The sequence below is a fragment of the Phreatobacter aquiterrae genome, from assembly GCF_053471285.1.
In genome coordinates this window covers 1-13,119 of record NZ_JBJPHW010000024.1, presented here as the reverse complement: position 1 = coordinate 13,119, position 13,119 = coordinate 1, and the positions used below count along the sequence as shown (strand labels likewise).

General features: G+C 61.6%; 14 protein-coding genes. 8 read left to right on the top strand and 6 right to left on the bottom strand.

The window, feature by feature from the left end; genetic code table 11:
- Positions 1-344: 344 nt before the first annotated feature.
- Together ACJ4V0_RS21150 and ACJ4V0_RS21145 are read right to left on the bottom strand one after the other, a co-directional pair.
- Positions 345-1,211, bottom strand: a complete 867-nt coding sequence (locus tag ACJ4V0_RS21150; RefSeq protein ID WP_448301595.1) for a hypothetical protein — start codon at positions 1,209-1,211, stop codon at positions 345-347.
- On the bottom strand, positions 1,208-2,929 hold the full coding sequence (locus ACJ4V0_RS21145; protein WP_448301594.1) for a type IV secretory system conjugative DNA transfer family protein: 1,722 nt from the start codon (positions 2,927-2,929) through the stop codon (positions 1,208-1,210). The genes ACJ4V0_RS21150 and ACJ4V0_RS21145 overlap by 4 nt, the downstream gene beginning before the upstream one ends.
- Positions 2,930-3,116: 187 nt before the next feature.
- On the opposite strand from ACJ4V0_RS21145, the gene ACJ4V0_RS21140 reads away from it, so the two are divergent.
- The gene (locus ACJ4V0_RS21140; protein ID WP_448301593.1) at positions 3,117-3,746 is read left to right on the top strand and encodes a hypothetical protein; all 630 of its coding nucleotides are present in this window, start codon (positions 3,117-3,119) and stop codon (positions 3,744-3,746) included.
- 201 nt (positions 3,747-3,947) lie between these two features.
- On the opposite strand, the gene ACJ4V0_RS21135 is transcribed toward ACJ4V0_RS21140, so the two are convergent.
- From ACJ4V0_RS21135 to ACJ4V0_RS21120, 4 genes are all read right to left on the bottom strand, one after another.
- Entirely contained in the window at positions 3,948-4,286 is a 339-nt protein-coding gene (locus tag ACJ4V0_RS21135; protein ID WP_448301592.1) for a hypothetical protein, read from the bottom strand.
- Entirely contained in the window at positions 4,286-5,173 is an 888-nt protein-coding gene (locus tag ACJ4V0_RS21130; protein WP_448301591.1) for a phage integrase N-terminal domain-containing protein, read from the bottom strand. Before ACJ4V0_RS21130 ends, ACJ4V0_RS21135 begins: the two co-directional genes overlap by 1 nt.
- Before the next feature lie 1,036 nt (positions 5,174-6,209).
- Positions 6,210-6,356 carry a hypothetical protein gene (locus ACJ4V0_RS21125; protein WP_448301590.1) on the bottom strand — a complete coding sequence of 49 codons (147 nt, stop codon included), beginning with the start codon at positions 6,354-6,356 and terminating at the stop codon, positions 6,210-6,212.
- A 62-nt stretch (positions 6,357-6,418) separates the two neighbouring features.
- Positions 6,419-7,186 (bottom strand): ADP-ribosyltransferase, encoded by a 768-nt coding sequence (locus tag ACJ4V0_RS21120; RefSeq protein ID WP_448301589.1) that lies wholly within the window; start codon positions 7,184-7,186, stop codon positions 6,419-6,421.
- Positions 7,187-7,394: 208 nt separating this feature from the next.
- On the opposite strand from ACJ4V0_RS21120, the gene ACJ4V0_RS21115 reads away from it, so the two are divergent.
- From ACJ4V0_RS21115 to ACJ4V0_RS21085, 7 genes are all read left to right on the top strand, one after another.
- On the top strand, positions 7,395-8,252 hold the full coding sequence (locus ACJ4V0_RS21115) for a DNA-methyltransferase (RefSeq protein ID WP_448301588.1): 858 nt from the start codon (positions 7,395-7,397) through the stop codon (positions 8,250-8,252).
- Positions 8,252-9,217, top strand: a complete 966-nt coding sequence (locus ACJ4V0_RS21110; RefSeq protein WP_448301587.1) for an XcyI family restriction endonuclease — start codon at positions 8,252-8,254, stop codon at positions 9,215-9,217. The genes ACJ4V0_RS21115 and ACJ4V0_RS21110 overlap by 1 nt, the downstream gene beginning before the upstream one ends.
- Positions 9,218-9,518: 301 nt before the next feature.
- Positions 9,519-10,064 carry a recombinase family protein gene (locus tag ACJ4V0_RS21105; protein WP_448301586.1) on the top strand — a complete coding sequence of 182 codons (546 nt, stop codon included), beginning with the start codon at positions 9,519-9,521 and terminating at the stop codon, positions 10,062-10,064.
- 42 nt (positions 10,065-10,106) lie between these two features.
- Positions 10,107-10,406: a hypothetical protein gene (locus ACJ4V0_RS21100; RefSeq protein WP_448301585.1), complete on the top strand. Its 300-nt coding sequence runs from the start codon at positions 10,107-10,109 to the stop codon at positions 10,404-10,406.
- 81 nt (positions 10,407-10,487) lie between these two features.
- Positions 10,488-11,108 (top strand): nucleotide-binding protein, encoded by a 621-nt coding sequence (locus ACJ4V0_RS21095; RefSeq protein WP_448301584.1) that lies wholly within the window; start codon positions 10,488-10,490, stop codon positions 11,106-11,108.
- A 3-nt stretch (positions 11,109-11,111) separates the two neighbouring features.
- Positions 11,112-11,387 carry a hypothetical protein gene (locus ACJ4V0_RS21090; RefSeq protein ID WP_448301583.1) on the top strand — a complete coding sequence of 92 codons (276 nt, stop codon included), beginning with the start codon at positions 11,112-11,114 and terminating at the stop codon, positions 11,385-11,387.
- A gap of 92 nt (positions 11,388-11,479) precedes the next feature.
- A complete protein-coding gene (locus ACJ4V0_RS21085) occupies positions 11,480-12,544 on the top strand; it encodes a replication protein RepA (protein ID WP_448301582.1) in 1,065 nt (354 codons plus the stop codon).
- Positions 12,545-13,119: the final 575 nt, after the last annotated feature.

The window sequence follows — 13,119 nt, the reverse complement described above, 5'->3', positions numbered from 1 at the left end:
GGAAACGCGGCCGCCCCGGCTGCGAAACCCTGGCCAGCTACGCCGGGGCGGCCGCTCGCATCTGCGCCCTCAATGGGGGCCTGCTTTGGACGCGAAATAGGGGTGGCGATTGGAAGCGATTTGACAGGGCAAGCCTCCGGTGCTTCGCACCCCTTGACCCAAGGCCCTGAGAAGCCCCTAGAGCGCTGCCATGAGAGAAAGGCGAGGAATTGTTCACCTCCAACAAAAAAACCGCTCTGAAGGCCTCTTAGAGGCTCTCTAGAAGCTTTTGGCTGATTGTCTTTGTGGCCCTACCGCGCCGACCTGATCCAGCTACGCTGATTAGGAGGCGCCCCAGGATGGGACTAGCTCGCCTTGAAGGGGTTGGCCCGTTCCCCTGACGCCTGCACCCACCGATCGCCAAACGACGCCCGCACGTTCTCCAACGTACTCAGGTAGGCGTAGGGCAACGCGTGGCTTTGCTGCCGCGCCAGGATCCCGCGTGCGCCCTCGAGCATGCGTTCATCTGAAAACACAAACAGCAGCCGAGCCCGCCGCTCGCTTTTGGGCCATGCACTCCCCAGCTCAAGCGCGGCCCTCTCAAATGCGCCAAGCCGGGCAGGGAGCTTCTTGCGGAAGTTGTCGAGCGATCGGATCACGCCGCCTGTCTCGACCTCGACCGCAAATATGAACCGTGACCCGTCAGCCAGGCGCAGCGTCCCCACCGCGTCCGGTTGATAGGGCAGCTGGGCTGTCCCGTCAGACAGCGCCCAGGGATAGCTGAGGGCCTTCGCCAGAAGTCCCTGGGGGTTGGCCTCAAACTCGACCCGGAACTCTTCCACGGTCGCCCCTGAGGCGCCTGCCCAGGCTCTTAGCCCGAGGTGGCAATCCACAATCCCGATCCGTTGCCGAAGATGCTCGCCCGCTGAGAAGCCATTTTTCGGTGCGGTGAGCTGGATCGTCTCGCCACGTTCGGCGGCATAGTCGATTGCCAGTGCCACACCCTTAGGGGTGAGCCAGTGCACCCGGGGGCCAAGCATGCGGGGTTGATTGAGCAGCCCCACCAGGCCTTGACGGTTCAGCACGCGGAACCGTTCCCCCGCCAGCTCTTCGGAGACGCTGCACAGCCAGGCCGCCTGCCGAATGGTCAGCAGGCGATACCATGCGAGGCCATCAATGAGCTTGGGATCCGCTGCCGAGCTTGACGCTGGCTTGTTCTTTTTCGTGCTCAATCGGCCCGCCATTGCCTTGCGTCTGCCTCATCCTCTCGTGCCGGTTCACTCGGCGCCGCAAGGGCCTTTGGTGGGGCGCGATAGTACTGCGCCACCTGATCCGCCATGACCCGCGCCCATTCTCGCGGGTTCATCGCGTGATCATCGTCGCGCAGCGGTGAGGGATTGGAGGCCTTGAGTAGCAAGGTCGATCGCTCCTCGCCCGTCTTGGCGACAATGAAGTGACCTTGCTTGAGCTGGGGCAGTTCGCGGGCTGGCATATCCACCAGGCTCAGCAGCTCGCCCACGTTGCCCGAACGGCCCAGGAATTTGAGGCCGGTGCTCCGTCGCACCCGGTTGATGAATTCCCGTTCGCCACCTTCGCCCGCGCCTTGCTGGGCCATGGTCAGCCAAATGCCAGCTTTAGCGAAGCGCTCAAGGATCTTCACGAAGGGGGGCGCCATGAGCTGCGTGGCCTCGTCCACAAAGACGTGCATGGGCCGTCGCTCAAGCTGGGGATTGTCCAGGCGCCGCCGCCCGATCGCCGCCACCTGGGCCATGACAAAGCGCCCGAGCGCGTCGCCCGCTCCGCCGTCAAAGCCGCAGTTCACCACCACCACCTTGCCGGCGCAGAGTTGCGCTTCAAGGTTCAGCGGATCCGGTGCTGTCATCACCTGTCGGAAGGTTGGTGCCCTCAGGTGCGTTTGCAGGCGCCGCCTCAGCGCGTCGCGCGTCCCCCGGTAGCTGTCGCCGTCCCAATCGTTCTGAAAAAATCCGCGCACCACTTCGTCGGGATGCTTCCGACCCCGCCGCACGAACGCCGGTTCGGCCGGTCTAGGCCCGCCCTTCTCGGCCTTGGGGGGGACTGTTAGGCCGTTCATCAGATCGAGCAGGGTGCTGCCCTCGATTTCGAGCAGCATTTGCAGGCAGAACGCAGCCAGGCGCTGCATCTGGGGCGTCTGGCCTTCGCCTTCGCCCCCGAAATAGGCGAGCGCATCGGCCAGCTGGTCTGCCACGGCTGCTACCTCGCTAGGCGAGGTCGAGGCGTGGCCCAGCGGGTTCAGCGCAGGCATGGCGCCATGCAACGCGCCCTCGGTCGGATCGAGGTACACAAGGCGATCGGCACCCTTGCCCGCGAAGTCACGCCACCGGGCAATTTGCCGAGCCATGTCGCCGTGGGGATCCACCACCAGAACCCCGCCCAGCTCCGGGTGCTTTACGTAGTGATGCACCAGCAGCTTGATCAGCTCCGACTTGCCCGACCGTGAGCCGCCCGTCACCAGGGTGTGGGCGCGGCGGTCGCGGGTTTCGAGGCAATGGCGCGGCCGAGCCATCTCCCACGCGATCAGCCGCGCAAGGGTGTCGTTCTGATCGCTGAGATAGGTGACGTACCCCTCATAATCCTTGGTGAAGTCACTCCGGTTGAAGGGGTCGGGATCTAATCGAGAGCGCGACACATTCGCGCGGCGGTGCAGATACTCCTTGAAGGAATAGGCCCGGTAATAGGCGCCGGTCGCTTCAAGCATCGCATTGTAGCGATCAACCAGCCGGGCAATGGCCGCCCCGACTTCGCTTTGTCCGTCGTCTCCGAGCGGTGAGAGTTCTCCCAGCGCAAGCCGCTCGCTTGCCGGTGGCTCGACAGGCGGAGCCGGAACCGGCAGGTTCGCACGTACCGCGAGGGCACGTAGATCGAGCCTGCGCGGGTCGATCAGCGTTCCACTACTGCCCTCATCCGACATGCAAGAGCCCCAACCTCCACACTTACACCGCCCAGACTATTCAGGCCTCATCGCCTTTCCAATAGCGGGTGCCATACTGTTCGGTGTTGTTGCGTTTATCGGGTTAGCCGGGTCGGCGTCGCCGCTTCAGTCCCGTAACAGCGACCTTGGAGCGGCAGTCAGCTACGGTTTTGTAGGCGGGTTTTTATTGTCTGCGACCATTATCGGGTGGCAGCTAGTCTCAAATGCTGCAAACAAAGCCCGGTACGCTGCCAGCAAGGCACTTTACGATGCCACTGTGAAAAGGGATGCCGCAAAATCCCTCGCGCTCGCCAAGGCCGACTATGAAGCGGCGTACAAAGCCTACTATCCCAAGTGGCAAGCCTGGCATGACGCCACCGTCCGTTATGAGAAAGACAGGAAGGCGTTTTTGACCTGGCAGGAGGATCGGAAAAAGGCCGAGGCCATCCGTCACGAGATGGGAGAAATGGCCCAGGAGGTGCTGACCTCGCTCCACCGGGTGGCGCAAGAGCGTGGGCGCCTTGAGCTGGAATTGTCGAAGCCCGAACACCTCACCACGCTCTTTCGCGAGCTGTTCAAGGAAGCCGCGTTTCGGCGTCCCGAGCTCTGGATCCTGCGTGAGCCTGAGTTCGCCTCTCCTCTCGTCAAGCAGGTTGCTGACCTGTTGCCGCCAGCGCCTCAAGGCCCCAAGGCATTGAGTGAACAGCGCACTCTACCCAATCAGCCACAGATGCCTTCCCCGCCATACAATCTGGTGATGCAAAGCTATGGTACGACCAGCCGTCCGGTGCCGCCCGAGCAGGTCAAGTGGTCTTGAAAAACGCCCCGAAAACGTCCCCGGATATGACCCAAAAATGGGCCGGATCATGACTTAGAATAAGGCTTACGTTGCAAGCGTTTAGGCTGTTTATGAGACCTTTCTTCGCCGTCAGGCAATTGAAATGGCCCTTTCAGGCCCCTTCCAATTGCCCTCCGTCTCTACCCGCCGGGGGGTGGGTGCCCCCGTTTTCCCTTCTGGCTATTCAGTCGAGGCGATCTGATCCCGCGCCCAGCTGATGATCAGCTCAGCCGTTTTGAGCTTGATCCCGTTCCGCCGTTCGAGCGTGACTTCGGCCCATTCCGTCGTGAACCCCTGATCGCCGCACCAGGCCAGCAGCTTCGCCGCCGCCTCGGTGCTGCGCAGCTCGATCATGTGCTCGCCTAAGGTGAGGCGCACCGATCCTTCGCCGCGCCCCGCCGCTTCCGTGATCAGCGTGCGCGCCGCTTCGCGGCTCAGGATCTCGCCCGCTATCTTCTCCCGGCTCGCCTGGGTCAACTCGTGGATATAGGGCAGCAAGGGGGCGAGTTTCGCGCGCATTACGCCGCCTCCTTCCGGGCCGCAAAGCGGCGCCCGAGGTAAGCGTCGGTGATGTCGATCCGGTTGTGACCCAGCTCACGGCTGACGGTGAGGCGGGCGCGATAGTCGGCCGCCCGTTCGGCCCGGTTCATTTGCTCATAGGTCTTGCCGCCCGCCGCCGGGGGAGCCCAGCCCGTCAAGGCTTGATAGCGCCATTGCGCGTACCAGTGGCGGTGCCCGTGCATGTTCCGTACCCCGGTCGCCCAGGTGATGCGTTCAAGATCCTTCCGGGCTTTGATGTAGGTTTGCCCCTCAGGGATCAGGCACCCGTCGCCCACCACGGCCCGCAGCTCATTGAGCAAGGCCCGTTGCTTGGGGTGGTGCACCGGGATTTCCCGCGCCCGGCCGCCTTTGCACCAGCTCGCCTGCAAGGTGAGGGTGTTGCCTTTGTCGGCCACGTTGGGCCGGAATTTTAGGCTCTCTTCCAGGCGCAGGCCGAAGGCCATTTGCAAGCGCACCGCCAGGGCTGCCCGAGGGGGCAGGGCGGCTTGCTTGTCGCCGGTCGTGGTGTGGGCCTTCTGGCCTTTCCAGGTGCTGCGCCGCTCGATGCCGAGGGCCGCGTTATCGGCAGGCAGCACGCTCGTCTTGCGGATTTTCTCGCCCCACCACCGCAGCCAGGCCATGCGGTTCTTGAGCGTCCCGGCCGAGAGGTTCGAGGCTTTCCAGCTCTCCACCAGGGCCGAGACGTGCTTAGGCTTGAGGGATTGGGCGCCTGCGAGCATGTACCCCATTCCGCGCAGCTCGCGGGCGATCAGCTGCAAGCCCCGGTGACGCTGGGTGCGTGTGTTGTAGCTGCCTTCTCCCGACCCGAGGGTCAGGGATTTCAGGCTGTAGGCGAGGTCGTCCATACCTTGTAAGTTACACCTTATACGTTGTCGGTTAGTGTTTATGACCTGCCGCCACGCCTTCTAGGTCGTGGTCGGCCCGCCCCTGAGGGTGCGAGGTGGTCGGGATACTCCCTGTTGTTTTCTCCGTTTCTCCCTGTTCCTAGTCTCCAATCGTTCGCCACGCTGGCGAGCGTCTTGCCTTCATGTGTTCAGCTCGTTCGCGTTAGGTTGGCTTCTCCGTCGTTGGTGGCCTCCTGGGCCGGTGTCGCGTGCATTGCCCGTGGGGTTGCTGTGGTTCGCGTCGGTAAAGCGTTGCGCCGAGGCGCTTCGCTGGGTGCTGTTTGGCAGCGTTCATGGTCGTTCCTTTCAAACGTGAGGGGCACTAAGGCCGAAGTTGTCGCGCATTGGGCCTGCTAAGCCCCTGAGTGTTGCAGGCCTACCCCGTAGGCAGGGGTAGGCTTCCCCTTCTGTCACTCGCCGCCACTCGTCCTGACAGCTGCCGCCCCGCGCCCCCAATGGCGCCTGGCCCCCGATAGAAGCCGCCTTTTCCTGCGGTGGTGAGCTTGCGAACCGCCGCCGTCACTACCTTCTAAGATCGGTAGTGACGGCGGGCTCTGGCCCTGCCTGTGTTGTCGCTGCAACGGCCGCCAGGGCCTTTGGCAGCGCCAAAGGGGAGGGCTCTGGGCCGCCTCCCCTAAACCCCACGCCAGGCCGCTTAAGGCGCGTCGCGCCACCCAGCGGCCGAGGGGCGGGCGTTGCCCTCCCCTGACCCCTCCCCGGTGCCCGCCTTCCGCGCAGGCCCGGCCCCCGCCCTCCCCGTGGCTCCGTTCGCCACAGGCAGGCACCCTTGGGGGCTGTGGGCCGCGCTAGGGCGGGCCATGGTGCCGCCGATCGGCGGCCGGTTTGATTGGTCGTGCCCTGCCCCGGCGGGCCGTCAAGGGGCCGTGGCTCAGCCTCCGGCTTGCGCCCGCACCAACCCCTTGACCGCCTGACCGGGATTGCAGGGCATTTGGCTGCCATCGGCAATGCCGAGGTGTCGGCCTTGCCGCTTGTAGTGTTAACCGCCTTTCGGCTTAGTCGCCTTTGGCCGAGCGGCCTTTTTCGGTTGCTTTGCATCGAAGTCAGCGAGCAGCCGGTCGATATGGGCGAAGCCATCGAAGGGCGCCGCCGTGCCGGGCGGGTCTACCTGATCGATCACCGACACCCATTTATCGGCTCGTTCAGGGTGCGCCTGGGTAGCCGCCCTAGGGGTGAGCTGTCGTTTTCTCATCGGGAAATCGTCACCCGTTCAACGGTCGCTGTCCATCCTCGCCGGGTCTTTTCCAATTCAAGGATGCGCATTTGCGAGCCAATGCACAGAACTTCGTCCTCTTCGCCGGGGTTTACGTCGTTCAACGAGACAAACCCCCGCTCGCCTTTGCGAACGATGATCTTGAGCAGCACCTTCTCATAGAACGGCTTGGCGACTTGCATCACTTTACCCCAGCCATAGGCCACCTCTCGCGACACCGAGCACGACATAAAGCCCGGTTCAATGAAGGTGCCCCCGAGGGCGAGCTGATCAAAGCGGATCAGCGCGGCACGATGCAAAACCACGTCGTGCAGCATGACCGCCCGAGGGTCTTGCAGCGCCTTCTTGATCCACAGGATCTGCTGCTTGAGAGCCGGGGTGAGCGGGATATCCCCGCGTAGTGCTTCGTTCAAAGGGCGATAATCCCGCCCCGTGTAACCTAACAAGGCGTCCCCCGATTGCTTGGGCAGGTCGTCTATCTGCAGCTCTACGAGCTTGTTGGCGTAAAATAGAGCCTCTGCCTTCGCCGGGGGCAACGTAGCGAGCTTGAGGGCTGGGTCTTGGCGTAGTGTTAACTTGTTGCCTCTCGCAGCTTCAGCGAGGCTAGCAAGCGTCGTTGCCCCCCCGCTGCCGCCTATGTAGCGGCTTTCCACGCGCACCTTCTTGCCGTCCCGCCAGGAACGCTGGCTGTAGGCGTACAGGTGCCCCTTGATCCGCTTGAAAACGGTGTACCAGCCGCCCACCCCACGCCCCTGGGCTGTGTAGTGTTAACCGGCTAAAATTGGCATTTGCGGCCCTCGCGAGCAAGCGCACCCGGGTCTCCGCAACTCCTAGTGCTGCGTACAAGACAGGCAATTTTCTGCATGGTGTGGTTTGACGGCCCTTGCCCAATCAGACGCACCTCTCCCACTATCCGCGCAGATGCAGCGATTTGCCGGGACAATCACAGATATGCGCACCCAAAAGGTTCGTAAGCCAGAACAGCTGACGCTTTCGACCTCGACGATCTTTGAAGGTGACGCCCTTCTGGTCTTACAGCGGCTCCCGGGTGAAAGTGTGCAGTGCGTTGTGACCTCGCCCCCCTATTGGGGGCTGCGGGACTATAACAATCCCGACCAGATCGGGCTTGAAACGACGCTTCCGCAGTTCATCAACCGGCTGACTTCGACCTTTCGTGAGGTGCGTAGGGTTCTGCGCCCTGATGGGGTTTTCTGGCTCAACATCGGAGACGGCTACACCAGCGGCAACAGAGGCTGGCGAGCACCCGATAAGAAAAATCCGGCCCGGGCGATGGAAGTTCGCCCGGATACTCCCGAGGGCCTAAAGCCCAAAGACCTCATGGGAATTCCGTGGCGGTTAGCATTCGCTCTTCAAGATGATGGTTGGTATCTTCGTGCTGATATTATATGGAATAAGCCTAATGCTATGCCAGAAAGCGTGAAAGACCGCCCCACGCGGTCACACGAATATCTATTTATGTTTACGAAATCAGAGAAGTATTTCTATGATAGGGCGGCCGTGCTTGAGCCCAATGGCCGAAACCGCCGCACCGTGTGGGATATAAATACTCAGGGCTTCAACGGCGCACATTTTGCGACCTTCCCACCCCGATTGGTCGAGCCATGCATTCTGGCCTCGACGCGCCCGGGTGATGTTGTCCTAGATCCCTTCTTTGGCTCCGGCACGGTCGGGGTCGTGGCCCAGCAGCTTGACCGCCGTTATGCCGGAATTGAACTCAATCCTGAGTACGTCGCTCTTGCCGCTCGCCGCCTGGCGGCCGAAGAGCGGATCATGCGGGTCGCCGCCTGATGTTCGCCATTCCAGAACCCGAGCTACAGGTTGCCTTCTCGATTGCCCTCGTGGAAATCCGGGAAGCGATGCTGCAAGAGGCGTTGGGCGAAACCGTCAAGAAGCTCTCGATACCGGAGATCGATAAAGAACTCGCGACAATCGTTCCGGCTCATAGTCTGGCCTTGCTGGCGAGCCACGGCCTACGCGGTGAACTCATGTTTGCCGTACCGGCTGTGCTCAAGGCCAACCCACGCCTTATCGGCTATTACCGCTTGCTGTACGGCTACAGCCAGAAGCTTTTTTACGCTGCCACCGTCGCGGGGCGCCTAAAGGCTCTTGAGGAAAGTGGACAGATCTCTAAGGCTAATGAGCCGATTATCGAGGACTTTTGCAAGGAAATGGCCAAGGCCGGGGCCATGCTCCTGGCGGGCCTCAACACGAGCACGGTGAGCAGCGCGCTTCTTGATGATCTGACGCTGCTAACCTTGGGGCCGCAGTTGCGAGGCAGCCGAAACGTCACAATCGGGACAGCCGCGATTGTCTCGGTTTTCGGGGCGATCAAGGAGATCGTAGGCGGGTCGATCACGGCCTCTGACACCCGGCGCATGGAGCTAACTAATGCAGCCGGGCGCAAAGTGCTGATCGAGTTTGCCGCAGACCCTGACATCATCATTCGAGAACAGATGACGACCGGAAGCTTCCGCCAGCTCATCGCGATTGAGATCAAGGGCGGAACGGACTTTTCAAATATCCACAATCGCTTAGGGGAAGCTGAAAAGAGCCACCAGAAGGCCCGTGCAGCGGGCTACACAGAGTGCTGGACTGTGGTCAACGTCGATGCGATGGACATGGTAATGGCTCGCAAGGAGAGCCCAAGCACCAATCGGTTTTACAAGATCTCGGATCTCATCAGCGCGACCGGCGGTGAGTACGACGATTTCCGCGCGCGGATTATCGGTCTGACCGGGATTAAAGCCGCTTGAGGCGCCAGGCGTGAGCCTGGCGCTGCAAACGGCCAATCAGATTAGATATGCGCTACAGCAATTAGTATGTATCCGCAAATTATTAGTATATAACCTATTGTAATCATTCGTTATACCTCAAAAAGTGCAGCCGGAACGATTTCCTGGCAGGTATTGTCTTGCTTAGCTTTCGCTCAATACATATATATTTAGTGTTTCCTGAGCATTTTCTATCGTCATAAATCAACATTTTTGCACCACCCCGTCACCCTTTGATCCGTCTAGGCTTTTCTGGTGCATATATCCGGTTCATAATCTCCGCATGATTTACGGCTACGCGCGGGTATCGACTGACGGGCAAACCCTTGAGGCCCAGCTTGAGGCCTTGCGCCAGGCTGGGGCCGTGAAGGTGTTTCAGGAGAAGGCCAGCGGCGCCCGCGCCGATCGGCCCCAGCTCGCCAAGCTCTTAGCGAGCCTGAACGCGGGAGACGTGGTGCTTGTGACCAGGCTCGACCGCCTCGCCCGTTCAACGCGGGATCTCTTGAACGCGCTCGATACGATCGCCCAGGCAGGGGCCGGGTTCCGCTCCCTGGCAGATACCTGGGCCGACACCACCACGGCCCACGGCCGCCTTATGCTCACGATCCTGGGGGGGCTGGCCGAGTTCGAACGTGAGCTGATTAAAGCCCGCACGGCCGAGGGGCGCAGCCGCGCCAAGGCCCGTGGCGTGCGCCTGGGGCGCCCCCCTACCCTCACCCCGCATCAGCGGCGGGAAGCCCTTGATAGGCTCGCCCAAGGCGAGGCCGTCCGCGAGATCGCCCGCAGCTACGCGGTGAGCCATTCAACTATTTCACGGCTTCGTATATAATAATAACTTGTAGCTGCATGCGCAAAATTTGAGTAAACAATATTGACTGCTACGGCACAGCGCTTTTTAATCTGCAATATGATGCCAGATCCCAAAAATGAGACAAAATTAGATGGTTTTTTACTGACGCACCGCATATTTACGGGCCTTCTCGTAGCTGTGTATCTGGTTCAGTTTTTTACTGGCTGTGTCCAGTCGGTGCCGTCGGCTGATAGCGAGGGTGCGCAGGCTGGCTGGTTCATCGGCAATGCCATTGCATTTGCGATGTACGGGCTGCTCTACCTGCTTGCTGTGAAAATCCTGAAGGCAGTAGAGCGGTCGGTGCGCGGTAAGTCGCATTAGAGCCACACCCTCCGTCACGATCCCTTAAACCTTACACGGTATAAGTTGCACCTTATACGGTGCACCTTGTAAGGTTCGAGCATGAAAACCCTGGCTTTGGTCACGCAAAAAGGCGGCAGCGGCAAAAGCACCCTCGCCGCCAATCTTGCCGTGGCCGCCAGTCAGACCCGCGAAAAGGTGTTTCTGCTAGAGCTGGATAAGCAGGGCACCTTGCGTCGCTGGGTTGATCGCCGGGAGGCTGCGTTTCCCGCATTCGACCGGATCGAGACAGCGGCAGGATTGGCCCCGGCGCTGGCCCAGATCGCCGCCAACGGGTTCACCCTGACTGTGCTCGACACAGCGGGCGCCGATAGCCCGCTCGCCACTGCCGCGATCCAGGCGGCCGACCTGTGCCTGATACCGACGCGGCCGACCCCGGCGGATCTCGAAGCCACCCAGGCGACGCTAGAGGCGATCCAGGGCGCCCGACGCCGCTTCGCCTTCGTGCTGAACCAGGCGCCCGTGCGCAGCTCCCGGCTCACCGAGGCAGCGGCGGGGTTGCGCGTGCTGGGGCTCTTGGCCGAGCCGCCGATCGCGCAGCGGAACGATTTTCAAGACGCCCTAGGGCTGGGCCTGGGCGTGACTGAGCACAACCCCGAGGGCAAAGCAGCTGCCGAGGTGCAGGCGCTTTGGGCTTGGGTTGCCAAACGTATGAAAGGCTAAGCCATGGCCAAACGTGCCAGCCTCGCAACCTTCCGCCCAACGCCGATCGCGGGGGCGACTGAGGGCCACATCACCACCCCGGCCGTGCCCGAGGTTGCCGCCGCATCCGGCCGCAAGAAGTACCCTCACGTGAGCGTCTATCTGCCCGCGCCCACCATTCGCACGCTCAAGCTGATTGCCCTCGATCACGATCGCCGCCTGAATGACATTTGCGCCGAGGCCATTCACCAATGGCTAGAGCGAAACGGGCACGCCCGCAGTGAGACTTACAAGGCATAAGGTATAACTTACACCTTATGGGCTTCGTTTCACCTGTGCAGTTTGCATGCAGGGCGCTAGGCCCGCTGCCGCAAATCACTTAGGCTCATCGTATGCACGACGAGAGCCTGATCCGCGATCTTGACCTGCGCGAGCGGCTGGAAGCTGCACGCGGCAAGGCGCTGTTTTCGGTCGAACGGGGCATGCTCATTAGCCAGCAGCAGCGCCGTGACAAGGAAGCCGCCGCCGCCGCTGAGAAGGCTGCGGCCCTCGCGGCTCTGCCCCGTGAGACACGGCGCCGGGCAATCATCCGCGAAGTGTTCGAGAATGAGCCGCCAACGATCAAGGATCTGCGGCACATTCACAGCGTGCTCGCGATCTGCGGCTTGCCCTATGACCGCCAGCCGCTCGACGTGCGGCGCTACGTCAAAGAGCAGGGCCAGATGAGCCTTGCCGTCTACGCCCAGGATCTCCCCAATGCCGAAGGCCAGCTTGTGCCGCAGCCGCTGCCCTACGGGCCTAAGGCGCGGCTGATCCTGATGCACCTGTGCAGCGAGGCAGTGCGGCAGAAGTCGGCCACCATTGAGCTTGCCGATACCTTCACCGCCTTCGTGCGGGATATGGGCTATGACGACGCTGGGGGGCCGCGCGGCTCACTGACTGCCTTCCGGCAGCAGCTGAACGCGCTCGCCGCCTGCACCATGCGCATCACCGCATGGAGCGGCTCGACCGTAAAAACCAAGAGCTTCACGCCGATCGAAGACTTTGAGCTGTGGCTCTCGGCCGACCCGCGCCAGCGCTCCCTCTGGCCGAGCACGCTTACCTTTAGCCCGACCATGTATGACAGCTTGCAGCGCCACGCCCTGCCCGTGAACGTGAAGGCGGTTCGCGCCTTCGCAGGCAGCGCCCGCAAGCTGGATCTGTATTTCTGGCTGGGCTACCGCCTGCACAACATCGAGCGCCCGTTGCACATCAGCTGGAACGCCCTCGGCGAGCAGTTCGGCGAGGGCTTCACCCGGCAACGCGACTTCCAGCGCAAGTTTGCCATGGAGGTCGAACACGTCCGCGAGGTGTTCCCCAAGCTCCCGCTACGGCTCACCGAGGAAGGCATCACCTTGCACCCGGCCGATCCGAAGGTGCTGGCACTTCCCACCCCACGCCCGATCAAGAAGGCATAGCGGCGCATCCCATCCAGGGATTGGTGCGGCCTATGTTCCACGAAAACCGTGAAACTGTCGGCTCTTAGCTCCGCTGAGTTGGTCGCGCCCCCGCCATTTTGCGGTACATATATTTCAAGGGCTTAGCACCACCTCTCCGCTGAGTTGGTCGCGCGCCTCCGCTGAGTTGGTCGCGCTTGGGGCGATTTCTCCGCTGAGTTGGTCGCGCTTCTCCGCTGAGTTGGTCGCGCTTTTCCGCTGAGTTGGTCGCGCCCTCTATATATAGATACAGAACACTCAGAACATTGCCCGAACACTTTCTCAGAACACTTCTCAGAAATTTACAGAAAAGAGACGCTAATTTTTTGATTGAAGAGACGAGCCTTCCAGGTGGTGCAACCTCCTGAACCGGGTTTGCTTCTCTCTGGCGCTGAGAGTGGGCTTTCGGGCCTCTGCATCAAGGGGCAAGCCTGTGAAATCGCGTGCAAGAACCACCCCCTGCTGGGCTGGTTTCGCGTCCAATAACCACCCCTGCTGAGGCCATAGCGCACGATCCTTTCCGTTTTCGGGAAGGGTCCAGGGATGACGGGTGTGGA

What these genes read in the sequence shown, in the direction of transcription:
- ACJ4V0_RS21145 (WP_448301594.1), bottom strand. Translation starts at nt 2,929, where the DNA reads ATGTCGGATGAGGGCAGTAGTGGAACGCTGATCGACCCGCGCAGGCTC.
- ACJ4V0_RS21135 (WP_448301592.1), bottom strand. Translation starts at nt 4,286, where the DNA reads ATGCGCGCGAAACTCGCCCCCTTGCTGCCCTATATCCACGAGTTGACC.
- ACJ4V0_RS21130 (WP_448301591.1), bottom strand. Translation starts at nt 5,173, where the DNA reads ATGGACGACCTCGCCTACAGCCTGAAATCCCTGACCCTCGGGTCGGGA.
- ACJ4V0_RS21115 (WP_448301588.1), top strand. Translation starts at nt 7,395, where the DNA reads ATGCGCACCCAAAAGGTTCGTAAGCCAGAACAGCTGACGCTTTCGACC.
- ACJ4V0_RS21110 (WP_448301587.1), top strand. Translation starts at nt 8,252, where the DNA reads ATGTTCGCCATTCCAGAACCCGAGCTACAGGTTGCCTTCTCGATTGCC.
- ACJ4V0_RS21105 (WP_448301586.1), top strand. Translation starts at nt 9,519, where the DNA reads ATGATTTACGGCTACGCGCGGGTATCGACTGACGGGCAAACCCTTGAG.
- ACJ4V0_RS21095 (WP_448301584.1), top strand. Translation starts at nt 10,488, where the DNA reads ATGAAAACCCTGGCTTTGGTCACGCAAAAAGGCGGCAGCGGCAAAAGC.
- ACJ4V0_RS21090 (WP_448301583.1), top strand. Translation starts at nt 11,112, where the DNA reads ATGGCCAAACGTGCCAGCCTCGCAACCTTCCGCCCAACGCCGATCGCG.
- ACJ4V0_RS21085 (WP_448301582.1), top strand. Translation starts at nt 11,480, where the DNA reads ATGCACGACGAGAGCCTGATCCGCGATCTTGACCTGCGCGAGCGGCTG.